General features: G+C 62.5%; 10 protein-coding genes. 6 read left to right on the top strand and 4 right to left on the bottom strand.

The genetic code is table 11. From position 1 onward, the window contains the following. On the top strand, nucleotides 1-2688 hold the full coding sequence (locus ACLI1P_RS04365; protein WP_411709509.1) for an FtsX-like permease family protein: 2688 nt from the start codon (nucleotides 1-3) through the stop codon (nucleotides 2686-2688). 376 nt (nucleotides 2689-3064) lie between these two features. Next, the gene (locus tag ACLI1P_RS04360; RefSeq protein ID WP_296133660.1) at nucleotides 3065-3820 is read left to right on the top strand and encodes a M23 family metallopeptidase; all 756 of its coding nucleotides are present in this window, start codon (nucleotides 3065-3067) and stop codon (nucleotides 3818-3820) included. Between the two features lie 26 nt (nucleotides 3821-3846). On the opposite strand, the gene pcrA is transcribed toward ACLI1P_RS04360, so the two are convergent. Continuing rightward, nucleotides 3847-6339: a DNA helicase PcrA gene (pcrA, locus tag ACLI1P_RS04355; protein ID WP_408930276.1), complete on the bottom strand. Its 2493-nt coding sequence runs from the start codon at nucleotides 6337-6339 to the stop codon at nucleotides 3847-3849. Nucleotides 6340-6460: 121 nt separating this feature from the next. Between pcrA and ACLI1P_RS04350 the strand changes: the two genes are divergently transcribed. From ACLI1P_RS04350 to pgi, 4 genes are all read left to right on the top strand, one after another. Then, nucleotides 6461-6817, top strand: coding sequence for a chorismate mutase (locus ACLI1P_RS04350; RefSeq protein ID WP_411709508.1), 357 nt, complete (start codon nucleotides 6461-6463; stop codon nucleotides 6815-6817). A gap of 236 nt (nucleotides 6818-7053) precedes the next feature. Next, the gene (locus ACLI1P_RS04345) at nucleotides 7054-7956 is read left to right on the top strand and encodes a hypothetical protein (protein WP_411709507.1); all 903 of its coding nucleotides are present in this window, start codon (nucleotides 7054-7056) and stop codon (nucleotides 7954-7956) included. Nucleotides 7957-8054: 98 nt separating this feature from the next. Next, nucleotides 8055-8939 (top strand): trypsin-like serine protease, encoded by an 885-nt coding sequence (locus tag ACLI1P_RS04340; protein WP_408930274.1) that lies wholly within the window; start codon nucleotides 8055-8057, stop codon nucleotides 8937-8939. 94 nt (nucleotides 8940-9033) lie between these two features. Beyond that, nucleotides 9034-10668, top strand: a complete 1635-nt coding sequence (gene pgi, locus ACLI1P_RS04335) for a glucose-6-phosphate isomerase (RefSeq protein ID WP_411709506.1) — start codon at nucleotides 9034-9036, stop codon at nucleotides 10666-10668. Between the two features lie 143 nt (nucleotides 10669-10811). Here pgi and ACLI1P_RS04330 read toward each other — a convergent pair whose 3' ends face one another. Genes ACLI1P_RS04330 through ACLI1P_RS04320 form a run of 3 tightly spaced genes read right to left on the bottom strand, consistent with a single transcriptional unit; the run spans nucleotide 10812 to nucleotide 13176 of the window. Further along, a complete protein-coding gene (locus ACLI1P_RS04330; protein WP_411709505.1) occupies nucleotides 10812-11879 on the bottom strand; it encodes an HNH endonuclease signature motif containing protein in 1068 nt (355 codons plus the stop codon). A gap of 51 nt (nucleotides 11880-11930) precedes the next feature. Further along, nucleotides 11931-12344 (bottom strand): YccF domain-containing protein, encoded by a 414-nt coding sequence (locus ACLI1P_RS04325; RefSeq protein ID WP_411709504.1) that lies wholly within the window; start codon nucleotides 12342-12344, stop codon nucleotides 11931-11933. A gap of 10 nt (nucleotides 12345-12354) precedes the next feature. Further along, entirely contained in the window at nucleotides 12355-13176 is an 822-nt protein-coding gene (locus tag ACLI1P_RS04320; RefSeq protein ID WP_306508321.1) for a DNA-formamidopyrimidine glycosylase family protein, read from the bottom strand. Between the last annotated feature and the right edge of the window lie 16 nt (nucleotides 13177-13192).

The raw sequence follows: 13192 nt of genomic DNA, 5'->3' as shown, positions 1-13192 counted from the left end.
ATGTCAGCCATTAATGCTGCCACCCGCCCAACACGACGTGACCTCTGGCGCCACCCGTGGCGCACGTGCGCGGCGGTCATCCTCATTGCTTTACCGGTCGCGCTCGTGGTGGGATTCTCCTTGTTCCAGGCATCCTCCACGTTCAATACTTTCCTTCTGTCACCTGATCGCAGCGTCCAGGTCCTCAGCGAACAGAAGGAGACCACCAACGCCGATGTTCCCGAGCTCGCGGCTGAGATTCTCCCCGAAGGAACAACCGTCTCACCTATCACCAGCTTCGACAACACGTCGGTGCTCGTAGGCGACCGGTCAACCAGTTCCTGGCTGGTGCAGTTTGATGCAGAGAATCCACCGGAGAAGGCCAGGGAGGTCGTCGACAAACTGGGGCTTGGGCCGAACGAGATCGTCCTATCCCGCAGCTCTGCCCGCGAGCTCGATGCCCAGGTGGGCGATACCGTGACGTTCCTGGGGCGGTCCATCGACGGCGAGCGCCACGCCACCGTAGCCGCCATCGGGCCAGATAATTTCGATTTCGTCACCGCCCCTGCCTTAGGAGATCCCCCGGATCACACATCTGTCAGCACGACGTGGGCCATCAACGGCGATGTCCAGCTCACCTCTGAGATGGAAGACGCCGCCGCGCAGCAAGGACTCGACCTGTGGGGCCCCGAACTAAGCGAATCACTCCCAGCCCAAGAAAACACGCCCAGCCCCGGGGACGCACTGGAAGCCATCGTGTTCTTCGTGTTCTTTGCCAGTGTCTATATCATCGCGGGCCTCCTCATTCTTTTCCTTCTCGCTCCTGTATTCACGCTCGCCATGGGGCGCAACACACGCCTTTACGCACTCATGTCCAGTCAAGGAGCAATGCCGCGCCACATCATGCTGGCGGTTATGGCCTACGGTTTCTTCATGGGCGTCCTAGGCGCCACAATCGGCTTGGTGCTCGGCTTGGGCGTCGTATGGCCGGCGTGGACTGCACGTTATCCGGACTTCCCTGTCCACGTGCCATGGGCCGAGTGCATCATCGCGTGGCTCGTCGCGGTCGTGGGATCAGTGGTGGTGTCCATCGTCCCGGCATGGCTGGCTCAACGCAGCGCCTTGGCCGCGGCTATTCAGGGCGGCGCTCCCGACCGTCTACTGCGCTTCCGGCCATGGATGGCCATCGGCCCTGTGGCGTTGCCGCTCTTATTGCTCCTCAGCTTCACTCCACTGGGCAGGACGTTTTCCGCCCTCATTGTGCTCTTCGGCATGATCGCCATCGCCGGCTCCGCCCCCGCACTGGTTTTCCTCTGCTCAAAGATTGCCCGACGCGGGCCTTTGACGCTCCGCCTTGCAGGTCGCAGCCTGACCCGCCGCAGCATGCATGCGTTGCCGACGGCCATCGCCATTGTTGCTGTCTCTTTCGTGGCAACAGTGTTCGGCGTGTCCACCATGACCGCGGACGCCAAGCACCGTGCCGAAGAGCAGATCATCATGCCGAGGACCTCGGCGCTCATCCAGAGTGAAACGTATGGCGATCCTGTGAAGGAATCGACCGAGGCGGAGCGCGCAGCTGCCGACGCCGTCATCGACACCGCCCCAGGCTCCATTCACCCCTATTACACGTACCCGTCCCATGGGGGTTACTTCTGGCCGGAAGAAGATCGAGAGGTCTACGACCTCAGCACCGAGTTTGATTTTGAGTGCGAGCAGGTTGATATCACCGTTCCGGTTGAAAGGGCCGTGTTCATCGACTCGCAAGGACGGCGCACCGATGAATCGGAGGAAGCGCGCGAGGAGTGCGCGCACGAGATGATGACGATGTTCGTCAGTAACTCGATGATCTCTGATACCCGCCTCATCCAGGCTGATTCCTCGCAGCTAGACCTGTGGCAGTTCGATACCGAAGAGGACCGCCAGGCCGCTGCCCGCACACTCGATGCCGGTGGCATCGTACTTGCCCACAATTCTCATGTCGGCACGCACACTGAAGGCACGGTGACCGTGGACACATTCGAGGATTCTTCAGCCACCGCAAAGAGCGACACACGGTCTGCCGACCTCCCCATCGCCGAGGCTTTGCCCACCATGGCACGTGACATTGTGCTCATCAGCCCGCAGGCAGGCGAGGCCCTGGGAATGGAACCGTTCTATGAGGGGCGCGCTATTGCTTTTAACGACGTTCCGGATAACACGATGCGCGAAGAGCTTAGCGACGCCGCCGCCCAAGCCTCCCAGTCCCAGTACTACCTTGCCTGGGCCTCAGGTCCTGTCGAGGATGTTCGTTTCTACCCAGCCCTCGGCATGGGTGTGGTCTGCTTGGTGGTTCTGGCGCTCATCATCGCCAATGCCGCGACGAGCATGCGCCAGGAGAACAACGTGTTCCAGTCCATCGGCGCCGACCCGGGGCTCATGTCACGGGTGTCGGCATGGCAGACCTGGCTGGTGGCCACGGCAAGCATGCTCTTCGGTGTGCTGGCTGGCCACATTGGCACGTATGTCTTCTCCGATAACCCGCGCTACCTCCTTGATCCGCCGCCCTATGCACTGCGCGGGCAGGATTACTTTGTGCCGGACTGGTGGTCCTTCCTCGCCGTACTCCTCGTACCGCTGGTGGCTGCTGCACTTGCCGCTGCCGTGAATCACACGCGCGAAGGAGCAGCACTTACTGCTCGGGATCGCAGCGAAAGCAGGTCGTTGACTTAAGGAGCTTTTCGCCTCGGCGCACCTGATGGTGGCCGAGGCGTTCGCTATTGAGGCACCCCCACAACCTACCCCCATTCTCTAAGCCACCACTTTACCCCCGTAACACTTTTCGCTTCTTTCACACGCGTAACACGCTGGGATGTTCGATAACTTTTCGAACAATACCTGTATTTACCTGCAATTTTACGGATTGCGCGGGGTGATAGCTCGGGATAGTTTGTATCTCGTTGCCCCAGAACCTCGGCACTTGGCTGCATCCGCACCGGCGTGTCGCAGGCCACGAGGCTCACCGCGACTGTTATGGCCGCACCCTATCGCTCGCCTGCCGCATACGTCGGCACAAGCAAGCTACAGCAGGACTTAAGGACGTGAAGTTATGAAGCGCACGCTTAGCGCACTCGCCGCCGTGGCGGTCACCACCGCCACCGTGACGACCCCAGCGTTCGCCGCCGAACCGGCAGCAAGCGTGGATGTCTCCGATGGGTCCTCCCAGGGGCCCACCACCGACGACATCGAAGTCAAGGAAGACTCCAAGGCCGACCTCTTCAAAGCATTCTCCGGGCTGCTCGTTTCGACGGCCGGCGTTCTCAACGGGGCCTCCACCCCAGAGATCAACACCACGCAGGACGGCTTCGAAATCGTCCTCGATCCTTCGAGCATTCCTGGTCTCGCCGAGGCCTTCGCCCCGCAGGGTGATCACTCCGGCCTCACGCCTACTCGCGGCCAGGATGCGAACGGTAATACCGTGGTATTCCCGACCTCCGGAACCTTCACGTCTGGCTTTGGCCCGCGTTGGGGCTCGTTCCACAACGGCATCGATGTAGCCAACCCAGTCGGCACGCCTATTTACGCCGTCATGGATGGAGAGGTCATCTCCTCCGGGGCAGCACAGGGCTTTGGCAACTGGATCCGCATCCAGCACGACGACGGCACCATCACCGTCTACGGCCACATGCCCAGTGATCAGCTCTTGGTCAACGTCGGCGACCAGGTTAAGGCCGGCGACCAGATTTCCGTCATCGGCAACGAGGGCCACTCCACCGGCCCGCACCTGCACTTCGAGGTACACCCGGGCGGCGGCCAGGCCGTCGACCCGGTGGGTTGGTTTGAAGAGCGCGGCATCAGCGTCTAGCGCTCCGCGGCTGTGGCGGGCAGGCGCTAGAGCTTTTCCATCGGCACGCCGCCGATGAGCATCAGCCGCACCTTGCCCGCCGAGCCGAAGTCCACGGTCACCGTCGCCCGCGCGCCGGTACCGGAGGCTTCAATGACCGTGCCTAACCCGTACTTCGCGTGGTTGACACGGTCCCCCACCACCAAGTTGAGGTGGTTGTTCTTCGGCATGGAGGTTGCCTTCGGCGCCTTGCGGGCGCGCTGCGAAGGGGAAGACGCAGCGCCCTGCGAGTAGCCGCCGCGGGACTTTGACCCCCAGCCGGACCAGTCGGAGCCATACGTGCGGCCGTACTGGTAGGAGTCATCTCCACCCCACGCGCTCGACAGCGAGCTATCTGGTTCTTCGCGGCGCCAGTCGATGAGGTCTTCCGGGACCTCGCCGAGGAAGCGACTGGCCGGATTCGTCACCGGATTGCCCCACGACGAGCGAAGGATGGCGCGCGTGAGGTAAAGCTGCTCGCGTGCACGGGTAATGCCCACGTAGGCCAGACGACGCTCCTCACTCAGCTCCTTGGGATCCCCCAGGGACCGCATGTGCGGGAACTGCCCGTCCTCCCAGCCGGTCAGGAAGACGACGGGAAACTCGAGCCCCTTGGCGGTGTGCAGCGTCATGAGCGTAACCACCCCAGACTCGTTATCCGGGATCTGGTCCGCATCCGCCACCAGCGACACCTTCTCCAAGAAGGCCTGCAGCGAACCGGGCGCAGCCTCACCTTCTGCTAGTTCTGGGTTCTCCTCCGCGTCGGCGCCGGTAAACGCCATCTGGTTGGCCGCATCCGAGCTAAACTCCCGGGCCACGGATACCAGCTCATTGAGGTTGTCCAAGCGCGACCCATCCTGCGGGTCGTTCGACTTCTCCAGCTCCGCGCGGTAGCCGGTAGCGTCGAGCACAGCGTTGAGCAGCTCCCCCAAGTCCGGCTGGCCGGTGACCTCATTGATCATCCCCGGCACCTGCGCGCGCACACCCTCCATCATTTCGTTGAACTTGGACACGGCATTGACCGCGCGCGTTCCCAGGCCGGCCACGTTCCCGGCGGCGGCATCCCGCAACGCCGCCCCGAAGCTCACACCCAAGTTCTCCGCGTGCAACGCGATCTGCGCCTGGGCCTTGTCACCAATGGCCCGCTTGGGCACGTTGATGATACGCCGCAGGCTCACCGTGTCATCGGGGTTATCCATGATGCGCAGGTAGGCCACCAAGTCCCTAATCTCGCGGCGCTCATAGAAGCGCGTGCCGCCCACCACCTTGTAAGGAATACCGGAGCGCACGAAGATATCCTCCAGCGCGCGGGAGGCGTTGTTGGTGCGGTACATGATCGCAATATCGGAGTAATTCCTGCCGGAATCCGTCAGCGAATCGATCTCCGAGGCGATAAAGCGGGCCTCATCGTGCTCATTGTCAGCCACGTAGCCCACGATCTTTGCGCCCTCGCCGTGCGCGGTCCACAGGTTCTTCTCGCGCCGCCCCTCGTTCTTTGCAATCACGGCATTCGCGGCATTCAGGATGGTCTGCGTGGAGCGGTAGTTCTGCTCCAGCAAAATGGTATGCGCCTGCGGATAGTCGCGCTCGAACTCCTGAATGTTGCGGATGGTCGCGCCACGGAAAGCGTAGATGGATTGGTCCGAATCACCCACAACACACAGCTCCGGCGCATCCGCCGGCAGCTCTCCCCTACCCACGAGGGCGGAGACAAGTGCGTACTGGGCGTGGTTGGTGTCCTGGTATTCGTCGATAAGCACGTGCTTGAAGCGGCGCCGATAAAAGTCCACGACCTCCGGGTGCTGGGTGAAGATGCGAACCACCTCACCAATGAGATCATCGAAGTCCACGGCGTTGGCCGCCCGCAGGCGGCGCTGGTATTCCGCGAAGACGTTCGCCACTGTGAGCTCAAACGGGTTCTTCGTCTTCTCCGCCTCCGCGCGAGCCTCCTCCGGCGAAATGAGCTCATTCTTCCGATTAGAAATCTGATTGGCCAGCACGCGCGCTGAGAACTTCTTCAAATCCAGCTGCATGTCCTTAGCAATCATGGTGAGCAACCGGCGGGCATCATCGCCGTCATAGATAGTGAAGTTGGTATTAAGCCCTGGCACCAGCTGGGCGTTGTTGCGCAGAATGCGCACGCAGATGGAGTGGAACGTAGACACCCACATCCGCTCCGCCACCGGGCCAACAAGCTGGCCCACGCGCTCCTTCATCTCCGCCGCGGCCTTATTAGTAAAGGTAATGGCCAGAATCTGCCACGGCGCCACCCCGCGAGAGCGCATAAGGAAGGCAATGCGCCTGGTCAGCACGGCAGTCTTGCCGGACCCGGCGCCCGCCACGATGAGCAGTGGCGTCCCGGAGTGCGTCACCGCCTGTTCCTGCTGCGGGTTAAGCCCCTCCAGGAGGGGATCGGTGCCCGCCGGAGCGGGCGTAGTGCGCTCACTGACAGGGCGCGGGGAAGAAGACGGACGGGGGCTAAAAGGAGAGTCATTGTTCATAATGCACTCCAACCTACTAGCCCCCACGGACATTCCCTCCATACCTCCCCTGACCAGCCCACATTCCGCAACCACAGAGCGCTATTTTCTTTTGGCGCACGCGGTGGCAGAATTTGAGGGCATGAGCTCTTCACACTCCGCAGACGCGGGCTTAGACCCCGCGCACCAGGACCCCAATGTTGTGGACAATGGCCTGGGTATCCGCATGCCCTCCGGCTCCGAAGATCCGCTCACTGACGCCGAGATTCAGCGCTACCGCGAAGAGATCAACCGCCTAGACCGCGTCATTTTGGACGCGGTGAAGCGCCGAACTGAGGTTTCCCGAACAATAGGTAAGACGCGCATGAGTTCCGGCGGCACCCGCCTGGTCCACACCCGGGAGATCGCTATCCTCAACGAATTCCGCGATGAGCTGGGAGAAGAGGGTCCCACCATCGCCTCCGCGCTCCTGCGGTTAGGCCGCGGCAAACTGGGCTAGCCCCTTCCTGTGCGCGGAAGCTATGAATTAGGTGGGTCTTGCCTATAACACCTAAGAGCGCAGGGGGTGGGGTTTTACCCCCACGCATACCGAACCTGTGGCAAAGTCTGAACTATTTTAGCCACCGGGCCGCGGTTCTAAGAGCCTCCTAAAGCTAGCAGCCACAGCCCTTAAAAGAAGCACAAAACATCCAGCTACCTGGGCAAACATCGGTTTCTCACCCTAATGTCACAGGTATGAGCTTCCTTTCGCACGTTCTCTCTCCCCTCGCCGCTGCGGCGCTGACTGCAGCACTTACCGTCGCCGGCCCCGCCGCCACCGTCAGTGAAGTCTCCGCACCGCAGGCAGGGTTCCTGTCTAGCTCCGGCCCCTCCGTGGTGCCGGGCTTCAACTCGGACGCGCTTGCCAGCGCCCCCGCGACCGACAAGACCGCAACGTCCCCCGCGGACGGAACGCAGAAGCTGCTCAAGCTCCCGCGCTCAATGCCGGACCCGGTGGTCACCCGTTCCGATTCCAGCCTGGCACCGAGTCTTAAGGACGCCGGTCAGCTGGCCCCGGGAACCGCCATCTACAACAAGCGCACGGGGATGCGCTGCTCCACCGGTCACATCGCGGGCAAGGAAGGCCACGTCTTCGTGGTGACCGCCGGGCACTGCGGCAACACTGGTGACACCTTTTATTACAACAGTGATTCCGGCCGCCGCGTCACCTTCGGTACCATGCGAGTGGAAACGGAGAACACGAACGTGAAGGGCTTTGTGAACTCCTCCGACATCGGCCTGATTGAAATCACCAACCCGCGCGCGAAGTACAACTCCTCCCCCAACCTGGACGGCGAGCTTGCCGGGTGGATCTCCAACGAGGAAGTGGAGCGCACCCGTCCCACCATCTGCCGCCTCGGCTCGACCACGGGTTTCTCCTGCGGCAACTACCTGGGCATCAACCGCGAGGTCGGCGGCTTCTACTTTGCCAACCACGCCGCTAAGGGCGATAGCGGTGGAGCTGTCTACGCGCTTGTCGACGGCAAATATTACGCCGTCGGCGTCTACTCCGCCTACATCGAAGAGGTGGACTCCATGCACCTGGCCATGGAGCTAGGAACCACGCTGAACCAGCACGGTCTTTCCCTCTACAACTAGTCCAGCTCGCCTGATGCCCCGGGGAACCATCCCCGGGGCCTGCGCTTATCCGCCTACTACCCCGGCGCGCTGGGCAGGCGTGCGATAGTCTTCAGCCTATGCGTATTCTCTCTCGTGTCTCCGCGGTTCTTCTCACCGCGGCCGCTGCGTTTTCTCTGGCGTCCTGTTCCAGTTCCTCCGGCGGCACCAGCATTTCTACGACCTCCTTGGCCCTTCCTCCAGCGACGGGGGCCGAGGGCGGTGTGGATAGTGGCGGTGCCGGGTCGAACGAGGTGCGCGATAGCTCCTCCCTGTGGGACAACACCACGGAGATCCCGCAGGCCGAGCGCCCCGAGCCCCAGGTGGATCTGGCCCAGCCGGAGGCCGCCGACTACTTCATGCACGCCGGCGTGCTGACCCCGGGCGTGGCAATCTACAACAACTCCAACGGTGGTCGGTGCTCGGCGGGCCACTTCGCCGGTGACGGGCAGCGTTTCTTCATTCTCACCGCCGGGCACTGCGGCGACAAAGGTGACGTCTTCTATTACGAGGACCAAGAACAGAACAAGGTCAAGATCGGTGAAATGGTCCTCGAGGCCCGCAATACCAACACGGACACGATCAACTCCGCCGACATCGCACTCATCGAAATCTCCAACCCCGATGTCCAGGCCTCCACTGCCCCGGCCCTCAATGCGCCGCTGGCTGGCTGGATGACGTTGGACCAGATTGATTTGGACCAGCCCACCATCTGCCGCGCGGGTTCCACGCGCGGCGTATCCTGCGGCAACTACATCGGACGCCAAGAGGACCAGGGGTTGTTTGCCTTCGGCAACGACAGCGACCGAGGTGACAGCGGCGGCCCCGTCTACGCCTATATCAACGGCGAGCTCTACGCCGTGGGCGTGATGTCCTATGTCCTCGATGACCCAGATAGCTACGAGGCAGGCGCCATGGAAATCGGCAACACCATGAAGCAGTTCAACCTCCAGTTGTACGCCTAAGATTCCCCGGCCCCGTCGCCGCGCACTCCGGCATTCTGGACTACGGTAGACAGAGTAAGTTTCATGTCTGCTACCTGCCAGAAAGGCTTTTGCAATGGACATCACCGCACAGCCGCAGTGGGCCGCGCTCACCTCGCTTTTTGAGGAAAAGAAGGACCTCAACCTGCGTGAGCTCTTCGCCAACTCTCCCTCCCGCGCCGCCGACTACTCCTTCGACGCCGCGGGCCTGCACGTGGACCTGTCGAAGAACCTCATCGATGAAGACGTCGTGGCCAAGCTGGTTGACCTCGCCCGCGCAGCTGACGTCGAAGGCCGTCGCGACGCCATGTTCGCCGGCGAGCACCTCAACAACACTGAGGATCGCGCCGTCCTGCACACTGCGCTGCGCATGCCGGTGGACAAGGACTTGAGCGTCGACGAGCAGGACGTGGCTGCCGATGTCCACGAGGTACTCGGCCGCATGCGTGACTTCGCCACCGCTCTGCGCTCCGGCAAGTGGCTGGGCCACACTGGCCACACCATCAAGAAGGTGGTCAACATCGGCATCGGCGGTTCCGATCTGGGCCCCGCCATGGCCGCCAAGGCCCTGCGCACCTACGAGGTAGCGGGTATCAGCGCGGAGTTCGTCTCCAACGTCGACCCGGCCGATATGGCCGCCACCCTCGACGGCCTAGATGCCGGCTCCACCCTCTTCATCGTGGCTTCCAAGACCTTCACCACCCAGGAGACCCTCACCAACGCTCACGCCGCGCGCCGCTGGCTCATTGACCAGTTCGATGGCGACGAGTCCGCCGTGGCCAAGCACTTCGTGGCCGTTTCCACCAACGCGGAGAAGGTCGCCGAGTTCGGCATCGATACCCAGAACATGTTCGGCTTCTGGAACTGGGTGGGCGGCCGCTACTCCGTCGATTCCGCTATCGGCCTGTCCCTGATGTGCACCATCGGCCCGATGGACTTCATGCGCTTCCTCGAGGGCTTCCACGCCATGGATGAGCACTTCCGCACCACCCCGCTGGAGCAGAACGTGCCGGTCCTCATGGGCCTGCTGGGCGTGTGGTACTCCAACTTCTTCGGCGCCCAGACCCACGCGGTGCTGCCCTATTCCCAGGACCTCGGCCGCTTCCCGGCCTACCTGCAGCAGCTGACCATGGAGTCCAACGGCAAGTCCGTGCGCCGCGATGGCACCGCTGTCACCACCGGCACTGGGGAGATTTACTGGGGCGAGCCGGGCACCAACGGCCAGCACGCCTTCTTCCAGCTCATGCACCAGGGCACCCGTCTCATCCCGGCGGACTTCATCGGCTTTGCCCGCCCGAAGGAGGACTTCCCCACCTCGGACGGAACCGGTTCGATGCATGACCTGCTGATGGGTAACTTCTTCGCGCAGACCAAGGTTCTGGCCTTCGGCAAGACCGCCGAAGAGATTGCGGCCGAGGGCGTGGACGCGGCCGTGGTCCCGCACAAGGTGATGCCGGGCAACCGTCCCACCACCACCATCCTGGCAGAGGAGCTCACCCCGCAGACTCTCGGCGCACTCATCGCGCTCTACGAGCACATCGTGTTCACCGAGGGCATCATCTGGGACATCAACTCCTTCGACCAGTGGGGCGTGGAGCTGGGCAAGCAGCAGGCTAACGACCTCGCACCGGCTGTCTCCGGCAAGGAAGAGGCCGCTTCCGGTGACGCCTCCACCGATGCTCTGATTGGCTGGTACCGCAGCCACCGTTAAGCACTGCTTGACGACGTCTCCCCCGACCCCACGGTCGGGGGTTCACCCGTTTTAACGCGCAACCGGCATGTGGGATCGCCAACGCCGCGGAGGCCCTGTGGGCGTCCGCGTGGTGGTGCGTGTCCTTTGTGCTGGGTGGCGGTTCACCCGCCACGCGGTCCGAGTCCGCGTTGCGCGGCTTGATATGCCACTTGAGCGGTGATTGGTTCGCCCCAGGGTGGGATGTAGTCCACCTCGCCGCGAAGACGGAAGACGTAGCCTGCCCCGGTGGGTTTATCCGGGTCATCATCGTTGACACCGTTGTGATAGACACACAACATTGTCAGATTCGGCGGATCGGTGGTACCTCCTGCTTTCCATGGGATGAGGTGGTGCACCTGGGCATAATCAGCAGGTTTATTACATCCCTTCCTGGCACAGGTGGGATGCTCAGCACTAGCCATCATGCGCTGCTCAAACCCAGCCAAGCGCTTCATACGGTGCAGCCACACCGGCCCGATCGTGGGGTGGATGAGAGTGACGTAGCCGATTTCGGCAAACTTGTAGGTCAAAAACTCCCGCCCGGTCATCCGGCCGCCATTAGTGAGCTCAAGCACGATGTCATCACCGTCGCCGCTAACAATCTTGTCGAGCTTATCCAAGGTGACAACCACGCTGGTCAGCACCGCTGGTTTGGTTCCGCCGTGGGATTTTTCAAAGAAGACCTGTTTCGAGGCATTCAACAAGTCGGTGGGATCAAGCGATTCTAGGACCCCGCGCATCTCGGTGATGGTCAGTGGGTTATCGGTAATCGTCAGCGAGTGCGGGCCGTCTTTGCGGTAGGTCATGCGCACCCCAGGCTTGGGCACACGCTTGGGCTTAAGCTCCTTGAGCTTTTTCGACGCTACGGCGGGGATGTTGTGGGCGGGTGTGCCAGCTAGTTTGATGCGCAGGTTCCAGGCGTCCAGCTGATTCTTCAACCGTGCCGTATAGGACTCGATCAGTGCGAGGGTGGCTAGGTCATGGTGTTGTTCCAGGGCGCGGTTGCGGGCGGTGCGCTGTTTCCCGGTGAACTTCGTCGACCCGAAGTAGACGTGGTCGAGGCGTGCGAGTTCGGCGGCATCGGCTGGTGCAGCGCCGAGTGCGCGTAGGTGCTTTTCGCCTCCTTCCGCTTGCTCCACCAATGACATCCCCGAGCAGCGGAAGGAGAAATAGGTCTCTAAATCCCCCATGGGAAGGAGACTAAAGCACCCCACACCACCCCGCAACCGGAGAGGAAATCTTTAGAGCTTGATCATCGACTCCCAGCCGAAGGGGATGTGATCAGAATCCACGATCTTGCGGCCGAACGGGAAGCAAGTCACCGGAATCATCTTCAGGTTTGCCCACGCCACTGGGAGCCCCACGATGGTCACGGCCTGGGCCGCGGCGGTGGTCACATGGCCGATAGCCAGCCAGAGGCCGGCCACGAGGAACCAGACAACATTAGAGAACCTCGACATGCCACCAGTGCCCTTCACCGGCTGAATCACAGAGCGCCCGAAAGGCCACAGCGCGAAATTCGCCATGCGCATCGAGGCCACGCCAGCAGGAATCGTCACGACGGGGATGCACGCCAGGATGCCGAGGAGGAAATAGCCCAGTGCGAGGGCCAGGCCACCAGTAGCCAGCCAGATGATATTCAAGATGATCTTCATACCACCCAGCCTAGCTGCGCGGCTGGCAGTGCGGGCACCACCAGATGACGCGCTCCAGCTCACCGTCGTCGCCGCCGGCGTCCACGCCGCCCAGCGTGGACTTCTCAATGAGCGTGCCGCAGCGTCGGCAGCGCTGACGGTTGCGGCCAAAGACGTAGGTGGTCTCCCCCGCCCTCTTCACACCGGTGGTCACGCGGACCGGGGAGTCGCGGTTGGCCCAGATGAGGCGACGGGAGATGGTGAGGATCTGGGGGACGTCGACAAGCGCTACAGGCGTTGCTGGATGAACGCCGGCCAGGAAGCAGATCTCGGCCCTGTATTCGTTGCCCAAGCCGGCCACGTTGCGCTGGTCCAAAAGGGCCGCGCCGATGCTGCGTTCGGGGCGCGATTCGATGCGGCTAACCGCCTCCTCGAAGCCTCCCTCCAACCACTCAGGCGCGAGGATGTCCGGGCCAAGGTGCGCCATGCGCTGCTCAAACTCGCGCGCGGGAAACACGCCCACGTGCCCTAGCCAGTGCCCCACCAGCTCGATATCGCGCGGGGAGTTCTCCACCTGCAGCACCACGCGCGCGCTATGCCCCGGCTTGCGCCAGCGGTCCCCGGCGTAGTGGATGGCCCACTCGCCCTCCATCTTGAGGTGGGTATGCAGGATGAGCTTGCCGCCGAAGTCCATGAAGAGGTGCTTGCCATAGGGCCAAACCTCCTCACACACCAGCCCGTCGAACCGCACGGTGGCATAGCGCGGCACGCGCAGCGAGGAACGCGTTACGCGCCGGCCCTCCATGAACTGCAGCCGCTTCGACAGCTGCAGGACGGAATCGCCCTCTGGCACAGTAGAACCTCCTCAC

It is taken from the genome of Corynebacterium tardum (assembly GCF_046717785.1).
Lineage (GTDB): Bacteria > Actinomycetota > Actinomycetes > Mycobacteriales > Mycobacteriaceae > Corynebacterium.
Note: the sequence above shows the minus strand (reverse complement) of the source record. Positions and strands in the feature narration are given on the sequence as shown.

Excerpts from the sequence above, each read along its gene's own strand:
- ACLI1P_RS04365 (WP_411709509.1), top strand. The coding sequence starts at position 1 with ATGTCAGCCATTAATGCTGCCACCCGCCCAACACGACGTGACCTCTGG.
- ACLI1P_RS04360 (WP_296133660.1), top strand. The coding sequence starts at position 3,065 with ATGAAGCGCACGCTTAGCGCACTCGCCGCCGTGGCGGTCACCACCGCC.
- pcrA (WP_408930276.1), bottom strand. The coding sequence starts at position 6,339 with ATGAACAATGACTCTCCTTTTAGCCCCCGTCCGTCTTCTTCCCCGCGC.
- ACLI1P_RS04350 (WP_411709508.1), top strand. The coding sequence starts at position 6,461 with ATGAGCTCTTCACACTCCGCAGACGCGGGCTTAGACCCCGCGCACCAG.
- ACLI1P_RS04345 (WP_411709507.1), top strand. The coding sequence starts at position 7,054 with ATGAGCTTCCTTTCGCACGTTCTCTCTCCCCTCGCCGCTGCGGCGCTG.
- ACLI1P_RS04340 (WP_408930274.1), top strand. The coding sequence starts at position 8,055 with ATGCGTATTCTCTCTCGTGTCTCCGCGGTTCTTCTCACCGCGGCCGCT.
- pgi (WP_411709506.1), top strand. The coding sequence starts at position 9,034 with ATGGACATCACCGCACAGCCGCAGTGGGCCGCGCTCACCTCGCTTTTT.
- ACLI1P_RS04330 (WP_411709505.1), bottom strand. The coding sequence starts at position 11,879 with ATGGGGGATTTAGAGACCTATTTCTCCTTCCGCTGCTCGGGGATGTCA.
- ACLI1P_RS04325 (WP_411709504.1), bottom strand. The coding sequence starts at position 12,344 with ATGAAGATCATCTTGAATATCATCTGGCTGGCTACTGGTGGCCTGGCC.